Raw genomic sequence first — 17,791 nt, forward strand, 5'->3', positions numbered from 1 at the left:
TATCAGGCCTACCTGCTCATCCCCGTATCTGCGGGGATTTTTTTTACCTGAGATTTACCCTAATTAGTGAGCTATTACGCAGTATTCATTTGTTTTTAATGTATTTTCATTGTTAATGGAGTGTAAGGCTCTATCTGCAAAAGGGAGAACATTGAAATGGGTAAACTCACGGGCAAAACAGCATTGATTACGGGTGCATACCAGGGAATCGGCGAGGGGATCGCCAGAACCTTTGCCCGCCACGGCGCCAACCTGATCCTGCTGGATATTTCCGATGAGCTTGAAAAACTGGCCTATGATTTGGCCGGACGCGGCTATCGCTGTACGGCCGTGAAAGCCGACGTGCGTGATTTTGCGGCTGTTCAGGCGGCCATTGCGCAGGCCAAAGAGCGGGAAAATAAAATCGATATTCTGGTCAATAACGCAGGTATCTGCCGCTTAGGCAACTTCCTTGAGATGAGTGAAGAAGATCGTGATTTCCATATTGATGTGAATATCAAAGGCGCCTGGAACGTCACGCGAGCCGTATTGCCTGATATGGTGGCGCGCGGCGATGGGCGTATCGTGATGATGTCTTCGGTGACAGGCGATATGGTGGCTGACCCTGGCGAAACGGCGTATGCCATGTCGAAAGCGGCGATCATCGGGTTAACGAAATCGCTGGCGGTGGAGTATGCGCAGTCAGGCATCCGCGTTAACGCTATTTGCCCGGGCTATGTGCGCACCCCAATGGCGGAAAGCATCGCCCGTCAGTCAAACCCCGAAGATCCTGAATCGGTGCTGACGGAGATGGCGAAAGCGATTCCGCTGCGCCGTCTGGCGAACCCGCTGGAGGTGGGGGAACTGGCGGCATTCCTCGCCTCTGATGAGTCGAGCTACCTGACCGGTACGCAAAACGTCATCGACGGCGGCAGCACGCTGCCGGAAAGCGTCAGCGTCGGTATCTGAGTCTGACTACTCGCCTCTTCACATTCTGTGGAGAGGCTAAAAGCCTTATTCCCTTTTAAACTTCCAAATCACCAAACGGTATATAAAACCGTTACTCCTTTCACACCCGTTATAAATACACTGATGCTTAGAGAATCATCACACAACAAGGGTGCGCAATGGCCGTTAACTTACTGAAAAAAGGATACCTGACGCTGGCAGCTTCTGTGCTGCTGGTCGCGCAGGCGCAGGCAACTGAGTTGCTGAACAGTTCTTATGACGTCTCCCGCGAGCTGTTCGCCGCCCTGAACCCGCCGTTTGAGCAACAATGGGCAAAAGATAACGGCGGCGACAAACTGACGATAAAACAATCTCATGCCGGGTCATCAAAACAGGCGCTGGCGATTTTGCAGGGCTTAAAAGCAGACGTTGTAACTTATAACCAGGTGACTGATGTGCAGATCCTGCACGATAAGGGCAAGCTGATCCCGGCGGACTGGCAGTCGCGCCTGCCGAATAACAGCTCGCCGTTCTACTCGACGATGGGCTTCCTGGTGCGCAAGGGCAACCCGAAGAATATCCACGACTGGAACGACCTGGTGCGTTCTGATGTGAAGCTGATTTTCCCGAACCCGAAAACCTCCGGTAACGCGCGTTACACCTACTTAGCAGCATGGGGCGCAGCGGATAAAGCGGACGGTGGCGATAAAGCCAAAACTGAACAGTTTATGACCCAGTTTCTGAAAAACGTCGAAGTGTTCGATACCGGCGGCCGTGGCGCGACCACCACCTTTGCCGAGCGCGGTCTGGGCGACGTGCTGATTAGCTTTGAATCGGAAGTGAACAACATCCGCAAACAGTACGAAGCGCAGGGCTTTGAAGTGGTGATTCCGAAAACCAATATTCTGGCGGAGTTCCCGGTCGCCTGGGTCGATAAAAATGTGCAGGCCAATGGTACGGAAAAAGCAGCCAAAGCCTACCTGAACTGGCTCTACAGCCCGCAGGCGCAGACCATCATCACTGATTACTACTACCGTGTGAATAACCCGGAAGTGATGGACAAACTGAAAGATAAATTCCCGCAGACCGAGCTGTTCCGCGTAGAAGATAAGTTTGGCGCCTGGCCGGACGTAATGAAAACCCATTTCAACAGCGGCGGCGAGCTCGACAAGTTGTTAGCGGCGGGGCGTAAGTAATGTTTGCAGTTTCTTCAAGACGCGTGCTGCCGGGCTTTACCTTAAGCCTCGGCACCAGTCTGCTGTTTGTCTGCCTGATCCTGCTGTTGCCGCTTTCGGCGCTGGTGATGCAACTGGCTCAGATGAGCTGGGCGCAGTACTGGGAGGTGATCACCAACCCGCAGGTGGTGGCGGCTTACAAAGTGACGCTGCTGTCAGCGTTTGTGGCATCCGTTTTTAACGGCGTTTTCGGCCTGCTGATGGCGTGGATTTTAACCCGCTACCGTTTTCCAGGCCGCACGCTGCTGGATGCGCTGATGGATTTACCCTTTGCGTTGCCGACAGCGGTGGCGGGTTTAACCCTGGCCTCGCTGTTCTCGGTAAACGGGCTGTACGGCGAGTGGCTGGCGAAGTTTGATATCAAAGTCACGTATACCTGGCTCGGTATTGCCGTAGCGATGGCCTTTACCAGCATCCCGTTTGTGGTGCGTACCGTGCAGCCGGTGCTGGAAGAGTTAGGCCCGGAATATGAAGAAGCAGCGGAAACGCTCGGCGCCACGCGCTGGCAGAGCTTCCGTAAAGTGGTGCTGCCGGAGCTTTCTCCGGCGCTGGTGGCGGGTGTGGCGCTGTCGTTTACCCGTAGCCTCGGCGAGTTTGGCGCGGTGATTTTTATCGCCGGTAACATCGCCTGGAAAACGGAAGTGACGTCGCTGATGATTTTCATTCGTTTGCAGGAGTTTGACTACCCGGCGGCGAGTGCGGTTGCCTCGGTGATCCTCGCGGCTTCTCTGCTGCTGCTGTTCTCAATTAACACTCTGCAAAGTCGCTTTGGTCGGCGTGTGGTAGGTCATTAATGGCGGAAGTGACTCAATTGAAGCGTTATGACGCGCGCCCGATTAACTGGGGCAAATGGTTTCTGATTGGCACCGGGATGCTGGTATCGGCGCTGATTCTGCTGGTGCCGATGATTTACATCTTCGTGCAGGCCTTCAGCAAAGGGCTGATGCCGGTTCTGCAGAACCTGGCCGACCCGGACATGCTGCACGCTATCTGGCTGACGGTGATGATTGCGTTGATTGCCGTGCCGGTAAACCTGGTGTTCGGCATTCTGATGGCCTGGCTGGTGACGCGCTTTAATTTCCCCGGCCGCCAGTTGTTACTGACGCTGCTGGATATTCCGTTTGCCGTGTCGCCGGTGGTGGCGGGGCTGGTCTATCTGTTGTTCTACGGCTCGAACGGCCCGCTCGGCGGCTGGCTGGACGAACATAACCTGCAAATCATGTTCTCCTGGCCGGGGATGGTGCTGGTCACTATCTTCGTTACCTGCCCGTTTGTGGTACGCGAGCTGGTGCCGGTGATGTTAAGCCAGGGCAGCCAGGAAGATGAAGCGGCGATTTTACTTGGTGCTTCCGGCTGGCAGATGTTCCGCCGCGTCACGCTGCCTAATATTCGCTGGGCGCTGCTTTACGGCGTGGTGCTGACCAATGCCCGCGCGATTGGCGAGTTCGGCGCGGTGTCGGTAGTTTCCGGCTCGATTCGCGGCGAAACCCTGTCGCTGCCGTTACAGATTGAATTGCTGGAGCAGGACTACAATACCGTCGGCTCCTTTACCGCTGCCGCGTTGTTGACGCTGATGGCGATTATTACCCTGTTTTTGAAGAGCATGTTGCAATGGCGCCTGGAGAATCAGGAAAAACGCGCGCAGCAGGAGGAAAATCATGAGCATTGAGATTGCCAATATTAAGAAGTCTTTTGGTCGCACCCAGGTGCTGAACGATATCTCACTGGATATTCCTTCCGGCCAGATGGTGGCGCTGCTGGGGCCGTCAGGTTCCGGTAAAACCACGCTGCTGCGCATTATCGCCGGGCTGGAGCATCAAACCAGCGGGCATATTCGCTTCCACGGCACCGATGTCAGCCGCCTGCACGCGCGCGACCGTAAAGTGGGTTTTGTGTTCCAGCATTATGCGCTGTTCCGTCATATGACGGTGTTCGACAATATCGCCTTTGGCCTGACCGTGCTGCCGCGTCGCGAGCGCCCGAATGCGGCGACCATTAAAGCGAAAGTGACAAAATTGCTGGAAATGGTGCAGTTGGCCCATCTGGCGGATCGTTACCCGGCGCAACTTTCCGGCGGCCAGAAACAGCGTGTGGCGCTGGCGCGCGCGCTGGCTGTGGAACCGCAAATTCTGCTGCTCGATGAACCGTTTGGCGCGCTGGATGCCCAGGTGCGTAAAGAGCTGCGTCGTTGGCTGCGCCAACTGCATGAAGAACTGAAATTCACCAGCGTGTTCGTGACTCATGACCAGGAAGAGGCAATGGAAGTCGCTAACCGCGTGGTGGTGATGAGCCAGGGCAACATTGAACAGGCCGATGAGCCGGATCAGGTCTGGCGCGAACCGGCAACCCGTTTTGTGCTGGAGTTTATGGGCGAAGTGAACCGTCTGCGCGGTACGATTCGCGGCGGGCAGTTCCACGTTGGCGCGCACCGCTGGCCGCTGGGCTATACCCCGGCGTATCAGGGCGCGGTCGATCTTTTCCTGCGTCCGTGGGAAGTGGATGTTAGCCGCCGTACCAGCCTGGATTCGCCGCTGCCGGTGCAGGTGCTGGAAGCCAGCCCGAAAGGACACTACACCCAATTGGTGGTGCAGCCGCTGGGGTGGTATGACGAGCCGCTGACGGTGGTGATGCGCGGCGATGATGCGCCAGTGCGCGGCGATCGCTTGTTCGTCGGCCTGCAACATGCGCGGCTGTATAACGGCGATGAGCGCATCGAGGCGCATGAGACGCTTGCTCTGGCGGAAACGGCCTGATAGCTTAATTGCACGTGGTTTCGCCGGGTGGCGCTGCGCTAACCCGGCCTACAAATAGATATCTGTCTGCCCGGTAAGCTAACGCAACCGGGCTTTTTACTGGATTGCTGTCGTGAACACATTAGAACAAACCATCGGCAATACACCGCTGGTCAAATTACAACGTCTGGGGCCGGATAACGGCAGTGAAGTGTGGGTGAAGCTGGAAGGCAATAACCCGGCAGGTTCGGTGAAAGATCGTGCGGCGCTATCGATGATTGTCGAGGCGGAGAAGCGCGGGGAAATTAAACCGGGTGATGTGCTGATTGAAGCCACCAGTGGTAACACTGGCATTGCGCTGGCGATGATCGCCGCGCTGAAAGGTTATCGCATGAAATTGCTGATGCCGGACAACATGAGCCAGGAGCGCCGCGCCGCAATGCGCGCCTACGGCGCAGAGCTGATTCTGGTGACAAAAGAGCAGGGCATGGAAGGGGCGCGTGATTTAGCGCTGGAGATGGCGAATCGCGGCGAAGGCAAGTTGCTCGACCAGTTCAACAACCCGGATAACCCTTATGCCCATTACACCACCACCGGGCCGGAAATCTGGCGGCAGACCGACGGGCGCATTACGCATTTTGTCTCCAGCATGGGCACGACCGGCACCATTACCGGCGTGTCGCGCTTTATGCGCGAGCAATCCAAACCGGTGACGATTGTCGGTTTACAACCGGAAGAGGGCAGTAGCATTCCGGGGATTCGCCGCTGGCCGGCGGAGTATATGCCGGGTATTTTTAATGCTTCGCTGGTGGATGAGGTGGTGGATATTCACCAACGTGACGCCGAAAACACCATGCGTGAACTGGCGGTGCGCGAAGGGATTTTCTGCGGCGTGAGCTCCGGCGGCGCGGTCGCTGGCGCGATACGTGTGGCAAAAGCTAACCCCGGCGCAGTGGTGGTCGCGATCATCTGCGATCGCGGCGATCGCTACCTTTCCACCGGGGTGTTTGGCGAAGAGCATTTCAGCCAGGGATCAGGGATTTGATGGCACTGTTTTATCTGTCTGCGCAATCAGCGCATGCAGATAAGGCTGCGCATTTTCATCGCTCTTACCGGGGATCTTCACAATGTAGGGTTTTCCGGTAATCGATGACGACGAGGCCACCTTATCGATAAACTGCTCGGCAGTATCGATGCGATTACGTGTATTACTCAGCTTTAACCGCAGGTGCGATACCGCTTCATCACAGGTGTGTTCATCACCGTTGCGGACAAATACCAACGTTTTTTGCTGCGACAGCGCTTCGAGCATGGCATTAATGCGGGCTTCTTCATGGGCATTGAGTTTTGCCCACGCGGGAAGGGTGAGCAGCAAAGCGACCAGCGCGCAGAGAAGTTTTTTCATCAAGATAACGTTCCATGTGAGTGACAAATCTGGCGCTAGTGTGCTCGCGAAAGCGCGGCAAAATTTAGCTTTGCGAGCGATTGGCGGGGCAATAAATTCCGAAAATGAGGTCTCAGGCGGTTTTACTGCTCAGTAAATCGGTACCGTAGGAATTATCAATCGTACAAAGCCAGCGATCGTCTCTCCAGGCAAACACATAGGTTGCCCGCCGCGTTACTTGCGAACTTCCGCCATCTTCGGTAGGAATATCCAGTCGGGTTTCCATAATCACCAGTGCATTGTTGCCACCTTCAATAATTTCCATTTTGCCCTGCGTCACCACCAGCCGGTGCTGGAAGAAATCAGAGATGGCGATAAAAGCTTTGTGAATATTTACTCTGCCCTTCACGATCATTCCGGGTTTGACTACCAGAGTGGCATCCTCAGCGTAGTAGTTCATCAACGTGTCGTAATCTTCCTGCGAAATGGCCTGGTCACAGGCTTCGATAACGGCCTTGATTTGGGTCTGTACCTGGGTCATCGCGATGGGCCTCGTGGGTTAGGAGTGGTTCACCGTATTAATCGTAGCGATATTCAGTATAAATGGGTTACTGAAAAACGTGGGGTGATTGGACGGTTTCTCATTGAATTTGTGATGGTTTCTTCATTTTTGAGTTTTAGTCTTTTTGCGCGAAAGCCCCTTCGGGTAATCGACCTTTGCTGCGGGCTGGCATAACATAGGGCCAATAATGGATAGTGCATGACCCGCCGTCCAGCGGGAGGAGAAAGAATGGGCCAGCAAGACGACATTCAATCGGTGCTGTTTAGCGACACGCGCCAGGCGCTGCAGGCGGATATCGTTGCTGTGCAGTCTCAGGTTATTTACGGCAGCGTAGGCAACAGTATTGCGGTTCCGGCCATTAAGCAGCACGGCTGGCAGGTGATGGCGGTGCCGACGGTTTTGTTCAGCAATACGCCGCATTACGACACGTTCTATGGCGGGGTGATCCCGGCTGAGTGGTTCCGGGGGTATTTGCTGGCGCTGGAAGAGCGTAATGCGCTGCAAACGCTAAAAGCGGTAACCACCGGCTATATGGGGAGCGCGGAACAGATTGCCCTGCTGGCCGATTGGCTGGCGACGATTCGCCAAACACACCCTGATATTTTTGTGTTGGTCGACCCGGTTATCGGCGACATCGACAGCGGGATGTATGTGAAGGCGGAGATTCCACTCGCGTATCGCCAGCATTTATTGCCCCAGGCGCAGGGCATTACGCCGAATCTGTTCGAGTTGCAGATGTTGAGCGATATGCCGTGTCATACCCTGGAGGAGGCGATTCTGGCGGCGCGCAGTCTGCTTTCAGATACCTTAAAATGGGTGATTATCACCAGTGCGCCGTCGAAAAATCCTGAGGCTATCTCGGTGGTGGCGGTGACGGCAGATGATATTCGCGTTATCGAACATCCGAGAATCGTTACTGACCTTAAAGGCACTGGCGACCTGTTCTGTGCTGAGTTGGTGAGTCGCCTGCTGGAAGGCGCAACGCTTGGCGATGCGGCGGAACGTGCGGCTAATCGCGTATTGCAGGTCATGACCTGGACCCACGAGCACGAGTGTCATGAGCTGATGCTCCCCCCACTGTAAATCGTATCCCACGTCGTCAGGCGTGGGAAATCTCTTCAGGTTGCGGTATGCGATACGTTTTTTTCACCACGGTAGCCAGTTCGCTGACGGGCAGGGGTTTTGAGAAGTAGTAGCCCTGAAAGTAGTCGACCTGTTTATGCGTCAGATATGCCACCTGATACTCTGTTTCCACGCCTTCAACGATAATTTTCATCCCCAGCGATTTTGCCATGTCGATAACACAGTCAATCAGTTTGGTGGAGTCCGTGGTGCTGGCAATCCCGTTCACAAACAGCTTATCGATTTTAATCAGCCCGACCGGCAACCCGGTGAGTAAATTCAGATTGGAATAACCGGTGCCGAAATCATCCAGCGCGATGGTCACGCTGCGGCTTTCGAGAAACCTCAGCGTTTCTTTTAGCTCACTCACCTTTTCAAACGGCTCACGCTCGGTGATTTCTGCGGTGAGGCGAATACTGTTTTCCGGGAAGCGTTCCAGAAATGCACGACACTCGTCGATAAAGGTTGGCGTCTGAATATGTGATGCGGTGAAATTGAAACTCACGTGAAAAGGCTGGGGCCGCGCCTCAAGCAGGGAAGGCAGTTCATCACCGGCCAGCGCCATTAATTTGCGTGTCAATGGCACAATAAGCCCGCTCTCTTCAGCAAGCGGAATAAAGCTGTCGGGCGAGATGATTTCGCCAGAAGGCGTCACCCAGCGCGCAAGCACTTCCACGCCGTAGAATTTCCCGGAGCCACTGTGGATGACCGGCTGGTACCACGGGACGATTTCCCCTTCAGAGATGGCGCGTTCAAGGTTTTCATACAGGGTAGGACGATGAAGAATATGTCGCCACAGCACAACCCCGACGATCAGCGCCAGGCACAGCGTCAGCAGCAATGACAGCCAGCCCTGTTGCAGATACAACGAAACGGGAACCGTCTTCCAGGCCGGATAGTCGACGGAATAGGGGAATTTATCTGACTGCACAATGACATGCCCGGCATTATCGTGCGGAACCATTTTTGCGTTTTGCTGCATCACCGTATCGCCAATATGCAAAGTCAGTGGTCGCTGATTGCTCAACAGTTCCAGTACCCCGGTCAGCCACTGGCTGCTGAAGCTCGAGGTAATCATCCCTTCCGGATATGCCGTTTGTAGCACAATCACCTTATCGCCAGGTGAGATGCTCTTATCATCAATGAGGGTCAGTTCCTGCGCGATATGCGCCGCATAGTTCATATTGATAGCGCTGGCATCATCATAGGAAGAGCAGAACAGGGTCTTATCTTTATAAAGATTGATGATGCGGATATGCGGAACAGAAACCACCAACCGTTCAAGCTCGGTACGCGTTTGGGTGGTGCAGGGTTGCGAAAGCAGAGGATGGGCTTTTGCGGCGGCCTGTCGGGAGGTATTCAGCAGCGTATCGATTTTTTGCACGGTCTTTCTCGCCACCAAAGAGGTCTGCTCAAGCTCCGCGCCAATCACCTGAAACCAGGTTAACGTCGCGCCACCCACAAGGATTGTCAGTACGCAGAAAAGGGTGGTGAATGTTCTGAGTTTTGTACCGACCGCTTTCATCTGCCATCCATTTTTGTCTGATGAACTGGAAGTATACGTCAGCGAGCCAGTAAAGGGATAACCGTGACAAAAAAGGCGCCTTTCGGCGCCTTTTTTCATTCAGCAAGAATTACTTCTTGATGCGGATAACCGGGGTTTCACCCACAGTTACGCTACCGGACAGTTTGATCAGCTCTTTGATCTCGTCCATGTTGGAGATAACAACCGGAGTCAGGGTAGACTTGGCTTTCTCTTCCAGCAGCGGCAGATCAAATTCGATTACCGGGTCGCCGACTTTAACGCGCTGGCCTTCTTCAGCAATACGTTTGAAACCTTCGCCTTTCAGTTCAACGGTGTCGATACCGAAGTGAACAAACAGCTCAATGCCGCTATCGGATTCGATAGAGAAAGCATGGTTGGTTTCAAAAATCTTACCGATGGTGCCATCAACCGGTGCAACCATTTTGTTGCCAGTTGGTTTGATAGCAATACCGTCGCCAACGATTTTTTCAGCAAAAACTACATCCGGCACATCTTCAATGTTAACGATCTCGCCAGAGAGCGGTGCAATAATCTCAATAGTACCGGTGTCTTTTTTGTCGTCAGAAACCAGAGATTTCAATTTGTCGAACAAACCCATGATCTTCTCCTAAGCAGTAATTGGGCCGAACTCGTGGATTAGCAGATTGTTTTTTCTTCAATGAACTTGTTAACCAGCGCCATTAACTCGTCCGTTGTCGGTTGAGCAAGAGCTTGCTCTGCTAATACCTTCGCATCTTCGAAGTTCGTGTTACGAATGATCTTCTTAATGCGTGGGATAGAAATGGCGCTCATTGAAAATTCGTCCAGACCCATACCCAGCAACAGAAGTGTAGCACGTTCGTCGCCTGCAAGCTCACCACACATGCCAGTCCATTTACCTTCCGCATGAGAAGCATCAATAACCTGCTTGATAAGCGTCAGGACGGATGGTGACATTGGTTGGTAAAGATGTGAAATCATATCATTACCACGGTCAACTGCCAGAGTGTACTGCGTTAAATCATTGGTTCCGATACTAAAGAAATCAACTTCTTTGGCTAAATGACGAGCAATCGTTGCCGCAGCCGGTGTTTCCACCATTACGCCAATCTCGATGGACTCATCAAACGCTTTACCTTCGTCGCGCAGTTCCTGTTTGTAGATTTCGATCTCTTTGCGCAGGGCGCGTACTTCTTCAACAGAGATGATCATCGGGAACATGATGCGCAGTTTACCGAAAGCAGAGGCGCGCAGGATGGCGCGAACCTGATCGCGGAGGATCTCTTTACGATCCATTGCGATACGCACGGCACGCCAGCCCAGGAACGGGTTCTCTTCTTTCGGGAAGTTCATGTACGGCAGCTCTTTGTCGCCGCCGATGTCCATGGTACGGACGATAACCGCCTGAGAGCCACAGGCTTCAGCAACGGCTTTGTACGCGGCGAACTGTTCTTCTTCAGTCGGCAGCGCGTCACGATCCATGAACAGAAATTCAGTACGATAGAGACCAACACCTTCCGCGCCATTGCGCTCAGCGCCTTCTACGTCACGCACGGTGCCGATGTTGGCGCACACTTCAACCTGGTGACCATCAAGGGTGATAGCCGGCAGATCTTTCAGTTTCGCCAGTTCAGCTTTTTCAGAAGCAACCTGCTCCTGAACAGCGCGCAGTTTTTCGATCTCTTCGTTGGTCGGGTTGACGTAAACCTGGTTGTTTACGGCATCCAGAATCAGATAGTCGTCGTTTTTCACCTGAGTGGTGACGTTGCCAGTACCCACAATGGCTGGCAGTTCCAGAGAACGCGCCATGATAGAGGTGTGAGAAGTACGGCCGCCGACGTCAGTGATAAAGCCCAGTACCTTGTTCAGGTTTAACTGTGCGGTTTCAGACGGTGTCAGGTCTGCGGCAACCAGGATAACTTCGTCCTGAATTGCGCTCAGGTCGATGATGGCCAGACCCAGGATGTTGCGCAGCAGGCGCTTACCGATGTCACGCACGTCAGCCGCACGTTCTTTCAGGTACTCATCATCCAGTTCTTCCAGGGCAGTCGCCTGACCCTCGATAACTTCATGAGCCGCTGCATCAGCCGTCATGTGTTTATCTTTAACCAGGGCTATGATTTCCTGCTCCAGCTCCTCATCTTCGAGCAGCATGATATGCCCTTCGAAGATAGCTTCTTTTTCTTCACCGAAAGTTTCGCCAGCTTTAGTCTTGATAGCTTCTAACTGTGCAGACGCTTTGGCACGGCCTGCCAGAAAACGCTCAACTTCCTGATCAACCTTATCGGCAGAAATTTTCTTCCGGTCGATGACAATCTCATCTTCTTTCAGCAGCAATGCTTTACCGAAAGCGATACCCGGGGATGCTAAAATGCCTGAAATCATAACCCTACCTTACTTGTGACTGATATTGAAAAGAACTCTGGAACTTACTCGAGTTCAGCCATCAGCTTAACGAGATGCTCAACTGCTTTTTGTTCGTCTTCACCTTCCGCGGAAAGCGTGACAACGGTGCCTTGAGTCAGGCCCAGAGTCTGCAGTTTGAACAGGCTTTTTGCGCTGGCGCTTTTGCCGTTGGAGGTCACAGTGATCTCAGAAGTGAAGCCTTTCGCTTCTTTAACAAACTGAGCAGCAGGGCGGGTGTGCAGACCGTTCGGAGCGGTAATGGTAACTTCTTGCTGGAACATTATATTTCCCCAACTTATAGGTTTAGTGTTGTGGAACTAAAGTCTAGCCTGGCGACTACACTTTAGCCTGTAGTAATCAGCGATGTTCACGATTCGGAGCGCCGGAATCGGTACATCAGATTCCGATAAGTACGCTTCTGGCCTTCGGCGCTTCGCTTATCATTAAACATTATGCCGCGAAAGCAGGATTTGAACCAAATCATAAAATCGATTCAGCTTGAGCAAATCATGTAATGAATAATTTCGCGCATCAAAATAAATCTGTTGGTTAAATACCAGACCTGATGCACTGAAGCAATGGCAGGGGGGGTAAAAGTTTGAGGTATGCCACAAAAAAGCACCTGAAAAGGTGCTTTTTTACGCGCTTTTAACAAGCTGGCATTACTGTTGCAGTTCTTTCTCAGTGAAGAGATCGGCAAACAGTGCTGTGCTCAGATAGCGTTCACCCGACGACGGTAGGATAACCACAATATTCTTATTGGTAAAGGTTTCATCTTCCTGCAATTTCAGCGCTGCAGCGACGGCCGCGCCGGAGGAGATACCTGCCAGAATGCCTTCTTCTTCCATCAGGCGACGTGCGGTAGAGATGGCTTCTTCGTTGGTGATAGCGACAACTTTATCAACCAGCTTCAGGTCGAGGTTGCCAGGAATGAAACCTGCGCCGATACCCTGAATTTTGTGCGGGCCTGGTTTGATCTCTTCGCCAGCCAGCGCCTGGGCAATAACCGGCGAGTCAGTCGGCTCTACCGCGACGGAAATCAGGTCAGTTTTACCTTTTGTGCCTTTAATATAACGAGACACACCGGTCAGCGTACCGCCGGTACCGACACCGGCGATAAACACGTCTACCTGACCATCGGTATCTTCCCAGATTTCCGGGCCAGTGGTTTTTTCGTGAATTTCCGGGTTCGCCGGGTTGCTGAATTGCTGCAGCAGCAGGAATTTTTCCGGATCGCTGGCGACAATTTCTTCTGCTTTTTGAATCGCGCCTTTCATACCTTTCGCGCCTTCTGTCAGCACCAGATTCGCGCCCAGTGCCTTAAGCAGTTTACGGCGTTCAATACTCATGGTTTCCGGCATGGTCAGCGTCAGTTTGTAGCCACGAGCAGCGGCGACATAGGCCAGCGCGATACCGGTATTACCGCTGGTAGGCTCAACCAGCTCAACGCCTGGTTTTAACACGCCACGTTTTTCTGCATCCCAAATCATGTTGGCACCAATACGGCACTTAACGCTGAAGCTTGGGTTGCGTGATTCTACCTTCGCCAGAATGCGTCCGTTACCGATGCGGTTCAGTCGAACCAGCGGCGTGTGACCGATAGTCAGCGAGTTATCTTCAAAAATCTTACTCATGGCCTGTCCTTAACTGTATGAAATTTGGGGTACTGCCCCAGCATACCTGCTTAAAGATTCTGCGGAAGTAAGTAATTAGCATATCTATATGCAGAAGGGAAATAATGGCTACCAGGATGGAATAAGGAAATTATAACGGCGCTCACGAGCGTGAGCGCCTGAAGGCGTTACTTCCACATCGCGTGTTTGTCGCGGTAGCAGTCAACCCACATCGCCGTTGCGCCGCAGATGGCGACCGGGATGATGACCAGGTTTAACACCGGGATCATGGTGAACAGACTGGCCAGGGCGCCGAACTGCATATTCAGCACTTTGCGCTCGCGCAGGGCGGTGCGCATCGTTTTGAACGGCACTTTATGGTTGTCGAACGGATAGTCACAATATTGAATCGCCAGCATCCAGGCGCTGAACAGGAACCATAAAACCGGTGCGACCGTCTGCCCAATGCCAGGAATAAAATACAACACCAGCAGCACCAGCGCGCGCGGCAGATACCACGCCAGTTTTTGCCATTCGCGCTTCATGATGCGCGGCACGTCTTTTACTACGCCCAAAACGCCTGTATCCGGGGGCGTGGCGCCGGTCAGACGCGCTTCCAGTTGTTCCGCCAGTAACCCGTTGAAGGGCGCGGCAATCCAGTTGGCAATCGTTGAGAAGAAGTAGCCGAAGACCAGTAAAATAGAAATTACCGCGACTGGCCAAAGCAGATAGCTCAGCCACTGCAACCAGTCAGGAATGCGGCTTAACAGTGAGGGGATCCACTCACCCAGCCTGCTGAATAGCCACCAGAACGCGCCCCCCATCAGCACAATGTTGACCAGCAAAGGTAAAATAACGAACCGGCGGATGCCGGGTAATCCGATCAGTTTCCAGCCCTGCGAGAAATAATAGAGGCCGCTGCGCGGGGAAGGGGAGGATGATGAAACCATAGTCAGAGAAAGCTCCTGTGCCTGACAACGACGAAATAACGCGCCTATATTATCGGGTTATCAGCGAATGACCAGTTCGGAAATGTTCGAAAAAACAGCAAAAAGCACGATTTCGCTTATCTTTCTGTGGTGAAAGTCGTTAGCGCACTTGCACTTGACGTGTTGGGCAAATACTCTTAGGGAGTAAATGTTTGCCGTGGTGGCAAGGTGTTAGAACAACAGAGAATATAATGATGCAGGATTTGCGTCTGATATTAATCATTGTTGGCGCGATCGCCATACTCGCTCTCCTGGTTCATGGTTTTTGGACCAGCCGAAAAGAGCGTTCGTCAATGTTCCGCGATCGCCCACTGAAACGCATGAAGTCTCATCGTGACGATGAGTCTGATGATGACTTTGATGAAAGTGATGAAGGCGTGGGCGAAGTTCGGGTTCACAAGGTCAATCACGCTCCGGGCGTAGCAGGGGAGCATGAAGCACCTCGTCAGGCGCCTTCGCACCAGTACCAGCCCCCTTATGAGCGCCAGGTTCAGCAACCTGTACGCCAGGAGGAGCCAGCCCGGCCGTCCGCACCGCAGCCTCAACAGCCGCCGGTGCAGCAACCGCCTGCCCAGCCGCCGCATATGCAGCAGCCGGTTCATCAACCTCATTCTCAGCCGCAGCAGCCTGTCGTCGCACCTCAACCCGTGCAGCCTGTTGCGCCGCAGCCTCAACCGGTTGCTCCGCCACAGCCTGCCGCGCCGGAACCTCAGGTAGCGCAACCCGCGCCTGTCGCTGCGCCAGAGCCAGAGCCGGTAGTCGAAGAAGCGCCTGCGAAACCTGAGCGTAAAGAGACGGTGATCGTCATGAACGTCTCCGCGCATCAGGGGACGCAAATTAATGGCGAACTGCTGCTGAACAGCATTCAGCAGGCCGGGTTCAAATTTGGCGATATGAATATTTTCCATCGTCATTTAAGCCCGGACGGCAGCGGCCCATCGCTCTTCAGCCTGGCGAACATGCTGAAACCTGGCACCTTCGATCCTGAAAATATGGCTGACATGGCTACGCCTGGCGTGACTATCTTCATGCAGGTGCCGTCTTACGGTGATGCACTGCAAAACTTCAAACTGATGTTGCAATCTGCACAGTACATCGCTGATGAAGTTGGCGGTGTTGTGCTCGACGATCAGCGTCGGATGATGACGCCGCAGAAACTGCGCGAATATCAGGATCGCATCCGCGAAGTGCTGGACGCGAACGCCTGATAACGGCTGGCGTTGTATCAACTCTCCCTGAACCCCCGCCTGTCGGGGGTTTTTTATCATTGATGGTGTGATATGGAACCGATCGAACAACAACTGACTGAACTGCGAACCACGCTTCGCCATCATGAATACCTCTATCACGTTATGGATGCTCCGGAAGTTCCGGACGCGGAATATGACCGTCTGATGCGCGAACTGCGTGAGCTGGAAGCCCAACATCCGGATCTGATCACTCCCGACTCGCCAACCCAGCGCGTTGGTGCGGCACCTCTGGCCTCATTTAGCCAGGTGCGCCATGAAGTACCGATGCTGTCACTGGATAACGTGTTTGATGAAGAGAGCTTTGTGGCATTTAACAAACGCGTGCAGGATCGTCTGAAAAACAGCGATGCGCTGGTTTACTGCTGTGAGCTGAAGCTCGATGGCCTGGCGGTGAGCATCCTTTATGAGAATGGCGTGCTGGTGCGGGCGGCTACACGTGGTGATGGTACAACCGGAGAAGACATTACCGCTAACGTGCGTACCATTCGCGCGATTCCGCTGAAGCTGCGTGGCGACAATATTCCGGCGCGACTGGAAGTGCGTGGAGAAGTGTTCCTGCCACAAGCCGGGTTTGAAAAAATTAATGATGATGCGCGCCGCACCGGGGGCAAATTATTTGCTAACCCGCGTAACGCGGCTGCGGGTTCCCTGCGTCAGCTTGACCCGCGCATTACAGCAAAGCGACCACTTACTTTCTTCTGCTACGGCGTCGGTATTCTGGAGGGCGGCGAACTGCCCGCCAGCCATATGGGTCGTCTGCAACAGTTTAAAACGTGGGGACTGCCAGTGAGCGACCGGGTGAAACTCTGCAACTCCCCGGAGGAAGTACTCGCTTACTATCACAAGGTTGAGGAAGACCGCCCAACGCTCGGTTTTGATATCGATGGTGTGGTGATCAAAGTCGATTCGCTGGAATTGCAGGAGCAGTTGGGTTTCGTTGCCCGTGCCCCGCGCTGGGCCGTGGCCTTTAAATTCCCGGCGCAGGAGCAAATGACCTTTGTGCGTGACGTAGAATTTCAGGTGGGCCGTACCGGGGCAATCACCCCGGTTGCACGCCTTGAACCGGTGCAGGTCGCGGGTGTGCTGGTGAGTAACGCAACATTGCACAACGCCGATGAAATCGAGCGTCTTGGGTTACGTATTGGCGATAAAGTGGTGATACGCCGAGCCGGGGATGTTATCCCGCAGGTGGTAAATGTGGTGCTCTCTGAGCGCCCGGAAGGGACGCAGGAAATTGTGTTCCCGACCCATTGCCCGGTTTGTCAGTCTGACGTCGAGCGTGTGGAAGGCGAAGCGGTGGCGCGCTGTACCGGCGGCCTGATTTGTGGGGCGCAGCGTAAAGAGTCGCTGAAGCACTTTGTCTCGCGCCGCGCGCTGGATGTTGACGGCATGGGCGATAAAATCATCGACCAGTTGGTGGAAAAAGAGTACGTCCATACGCCTGCCGATCTGTTCACGTTAACCGCAGGCAAGCTGACCGGGCTCGATCGCATGGGGCCGAAATCGGCGCAAAATGTGGTCAACGCGCTCGAAAAAGCGAAAGACACCACCTTTGCACGCTTCCTCTACGCACTCGGTATCCGTGAAGTGGGTGAAGCCACGGCGGCTGGCCTGGCGGGCTATTTTGGCACGCTGGAGGCACTGGAAGCCGCGTCGATTGAAGAGTTGCAAAAAGTGCCGGATGTCGGCATTGTGGTTGCCACGCACGTTTTTAACTTCTTTGCCGAAGAGAGTAACCGTGAGGTGATCCAGCAACTGCTGAAAGAGGGCATCTACTGGCCCGCGGCGGTGATGATTAATGCTGAAGAGATAGACAGCCCATTTGCCGGAAAAACGGTTGTTCTGACCGGAAGTCTGAGCCAGATGTCACGCGATGACGCTAAAGCGCGCCTGGTAGCGCTGGGCGCGAAAGTAGCGGGTAGCGTCTCGAAGAAAACCGATCTGGTGATCGCCGGAGAAGCCGCGGGCTCTAAGCTTGCCAAAGCGCAGGAACTGGGCATTGAGGTGATCGACGAAGCCGAAATGCTGCGGTTACTGGGAGTCTGA

At 53.8% G+C, this 17,791-nt stretch carries 17 protein-coding genes; 9 read left to right on the forward strand and 8 right to left on the reverse strand.

Going from position 1 to position 17,791, the window contains the following annotated elements:
• The first annotated feature begins 156 nt into the window (after positions 1–156).
• The 6 genes from ucpA (at position 157) to cysM (ending at position 5,939) form a co-directional block, all read left to right on the forward strand.
• Positions 157–948, forward strand: coding sequence for an SDR family oxidoreductase UcpA (ucpA, locus tag VSR74_RS18445; RefSeq protein ID WP_347796068.1), 792 nt, complete (start codon positions 157–159; stop codon positions 946–948).
• 158 nt (positions 949–1,106) lie between these two features.
• Positions 1,107–2,123: a thiosulfate/sulfate ABC transporter substrate-binding protein CysP gene (gene cysP, locus VSR74_RS18450; RefSeq protein ID WP_347796069.1), complete on the forward strand. Its 1,017-nt coding sequence runs from the start codon at positions 1,107–1,109 to the stop codon at positions 2,121–2,123.
• Positions 2,123–2,956 carry a sulfate/thiosulfate ABC transporter permease CysT gene (gene cysT / locus VSR74_RS18455; RefSeq protein ID WP_347796070.1) on the forward strand — a complete coding sequence of 278 codons (834 nt, stop codon included), beginning with the start codon at positions 2,123–2,125 and terminating at the stop codon, positions 2,954–2,956. The genes cysP and cysT overlap by 1 nt, the downstream gene beginning before the upstream one ends.
• Positions 2,956–3,831, forward strand: a complete 876-nt coding sequence (cysW, locus tag VSR74_RS18460) for a sulfate/thiosulfate ABC transporter permease CysW (protein ID WP_347796071.1) — start codon at positions 2,956–2,958, stop codon at positions 3,829–3,831. Before cysT ends, cysW begins: the two co-directional genes overlap by 1 nt.
• Positions 3,821–4,915: a sulfate/thiosulfate ABC transporter ATP-binding protein CysA gene (cysA, locus tag VSR74_RS18465; RefSeq protein WP_347796072.1), complete on the forward strand. Its 1,095-nt coding sequence runs from the start codon at positions 3,821–3,823 to the stop codon at positions 4,913–4,915. The genes cysW and cysA overlap by 11 nt, the downstream gene beginning before the upstream one ends.
• A gap of 112 nt (positions 4,916–5,027) precedes the next feature.
• Positions 5,028–5,939, forward strand: coding sequence for a cysteine synthase CysM (gene cysM, locus VSR74_RS18470; protein WP_347796073.1), 912 nt, complete (start codon positions 5,028–5,030; stop codon positions 5,937–5,939).
• On the opposite strand, the gene VSR74_RS18475 is transcribed toward cysM, so the two are convergent.
• Complete coding sequence (locus VSR74_RS18475; protein WP_347796074.1) at positions 5,928–6,299, reverse strand: YfeK family protein; 372 nt, start codon at positions 6,297–6,299, stop codon at positions 5,928–5,930. The two genes, cysM and VSR74_RS18475, sit on opposite strands and share 12 nt — an antisense overlap.
• A 112-nt stretch (positions 6,300–6,411) precedes the next feature.
• Positions 6,412–6,819 (reverse strand): YybH family protein, encoded by a 408-nt coding sequence (locus VSR74_RS18480; protein ID WP_347796075.1) that lies wholly within the window; start codon positions 6,817–6,819, stop codon positions 6,412–6,414.
• A gap of 249 nt (positions 6,820–7,068) precedes the next feature.
• Between VSR74_RS18480 and pdxK the strand changes: the two genes are divergently transcribed.
• Positions 7,069–7,923 carry a pyridoxine/pyridoxal/pyridoxamine kinase gene (gene pdxK / locus VSR74_RS18485; RefSeq protein WP_347796166.1) on the forward strand — a complete coding sequence of 285 codons (855 nt, stop codon included), beginning with the start codon at positions 7,069–7,071 and terminating at the stop codon, positions 7,921–7,923.
• Between the two features lie 16 nt (positions 7,924–7,939).
• Here the strand turns inward: pdxK and VSR74_RS18490 are convergent, their stop codons facing one another.
• The 6 genes from VSR74_RS18490 to cysZ form a co-directional block, all read right to left on the reverse strand.
• The gene (locus VSR74_RS18490) at positions 7,940–9,487 is read right to left on the reverse strand and encodes an EAL domain-containing protein (RefSeq protein WP_347796076.1); all 1,548 of its coding nucleotides are present in this window, start codon (positions 9,485–9,487) and stop codon (positions 7,940–7,942) included.
• A 109-nt stretch (positions 9,488–9,596) separates the two neighbouring features.
• A complete protein-coding gene (gene crr, locus VSR74_RS18495) occupies positions 9,597–10,106 on the reverse strand; it encodes a PTS glucose transporter subunit IIA (RefSeq protein WP_008803873.1) in 510 nt (169 codons plus the stop codon).
• A gap of 38 nt (positions 10,107–10,144) precedes the next feature.
• Positions 10,145–11,872, reverse strand: coding sequence for a phosphoenolpyruvate-protein phosphotransferase PtsI (gene ptsI, locus VSR74_RS18500; RefSeq protein WP_347796077.1), 1,728 nt, complete (start codon positions 11,870–11,872; stop codon positions 10,145–10,147).
• A 44-nt stretch (positions 11,873–11,916) separates the two neighbouring features.
• On the reverse strand, positions 11,917–12,174 hold the full coding sequence (ptsH, locus tag VSR74_RS18505; protein WP_002913505.1) for a phosphocarrier protein Hpr: 258 nt from the start codon (positions 12,172–12,174) through the stop codon (positions 11,917–11,919).
• 381 nt (positions 12,175–12,555) lie between these two features.
• Positions 12,556–13,527, reverse strand: coding sequence for a cysteine synthase A (gene cysK / locus VSR74_RS18510; protein ID WP_015963515.1), 972 nt, complete (start codon positions 13,525–13,527; stop codon positions 12,556–12,558).
• Between the two features lie 167 nt (positions 13,528–13,694).
• Positions 13,695–14,456: a sulfate transporter CysZ gene (gene cysZ / locus VSR74_RS18515; RefSeq protein ID WP_347796078.1), complete on the reverse strand. Its 762-nt coding sequence runs from the start codon at positions 14,454–14,456 to the stop codon at positions 13,695–13,697.
• A gap of 230 nt (positions 14,457–14,686) precedes the next feature.
• Here cysZ and zipA point away from each other — a divergent pair, with 230 nt between their 5' ends.
• Both zipA and ligA read left to right on the forward strand, forming a co-directional pair.
• Positions 14,687–15,703, forward strand: a complete 1,017-nt coding sequence (gene zipA / locus VSR74_RS18520; RefSeq protein ID WP_347796079.1) for a cell division protein ZipA — start codon at positions 14,687–14,689, stop codon at positions 15,701–15,703.
• A gap of 72 nt (positions 15,704–15,775) precedes the next feature.
• A complete protein-coding gene (gene ligA / locus VSR74_RS18525; protein ID WP_347796080.1) occupies positions 15,776–17,791 on the forward strand; it encodes an NAD-dependent DNA ligase LigA in 2,016 nt (671 codons plus the stop codon).

The organism is Pseudocitrobacter cyperus, from assembly GCF_039889165.1.
Classification (GTDB): domain Bacteria; phylum Pseudomonadota; class Gammaproteobacteria; order Enterobacterales; family Enterobacteriaceae; genus Pseudocitrobacter; species Pseudocitrobacter cyperus.

Excerpts from the sequence above, each read along its gene's own strand:
- VSR74_RS18480 (WP_347796075.1), bottom strand. The coding sequence starts at position 6,819 with ATGACCCAGGTACAGACCCAAATCAAGGCCGTTATCGAAGCCTGTGAC.
- zipA (WP_347796079.1), top strand. The coding sequence starts at position 14,687 with ATGATGCAGGATTTGCGTCTGATATTAATCATTGTTGGCGCGATCGCC.
- ucpA (WP_347796068.1), top strand. The coding sequence starts at position 157 with ATGGGTAAACTCACGGGCAAAACAGCATTGATTACGGGTGCATACCAG.
- cysZ (WP_347796078.1), bottom strand. The coding sequence starts at position 14,456 with ATGGTTTCATCATCCTCCCCTTCCCCGCGCAGCGGCCTCTATTATTTC.
- cysP (WP_347796069.1), top strand. The coding sequence starts at position 1,107 with ATGGCCGTTAACTTACTGAAAAAAGGATACCTGACGCTGGCAGCTTCT.
- cysT (WP_347796070.1), top strand. The coding sequence starts at position 2,123 with ATGTTTGCAGTTTCTTCAAGACGCGTGCTGCCGGGCTTTACCTTAAGC.
- crr (WP_008803873.1), bottom strand. The coding sequence starts at position 10,106 with ATGGGTTTGTTCGACAAATTGAAATCTCTGGTTTCTGACGACAAAAAA.
- VSR74_RS18475 (WP_347796074.1), bottom strand. The coding sequence starts at position 6,299 with ATGAAAAAACTTCTCTGCGCGCTGGTCGCTTTGCTGCTCACCCTTCCC.
- ptsH (WP_002913505.1), bottom strand. The coding sequence starts at position 12,174 with ATGTTCCAGCAAGAAGTTACCATTACCGCTCCGAACGGTCTGCACACC.
- cysK (WP_015963515.1), bottom strand. The coding sequence starts at position 13,527 with ATGAGTAAGATTTTTGAAGATAACTCGCTGACTATCGGTCACACGCCG.
- cysW (WP_347796071.1), top strand. The coding sequence starts at position 2,956 with ATGGCGGAAGTGACTCAATTGAAGCGTTATGACGCGCGCCCGATTAAC.
- VSR74_RS18490 (WP_347796076.1), bottom strand. The coding sequence starts at position 9,487 with ATGAAAGCGGTCGGTACAAAACTCAGAACATTCACCACCCTTTTCTGC.
- pdxK (WP_347796166.1), top strand. The coding sequence starts at position 7,069 with ATGGGCCAGCAAGACGACATTCAATCGGTGCTGTTTAGCGACACGCGC.
- ptsI (WP_347796077.1), bottom strand. The coding sequence starts at position 11,872 with ATGATTTCAGGCATTTTAGCATCCCCGGGTATCGCTTTCGGTAAAGCA.
- ligA (WP_347796080.1), top strand. The coding sequence starts at position 15,776 with ATGGAACCGATCGAACAACAACTGACTGAACTGCGAACCACGCTTCGC.
- cysA (WP_347796072.1), top strand. The coding sequence starts at position 3,821 with ATGAGCATTGAGATTGCCAATATTAAGAAGTCTTTTGGTCGCACCCAG.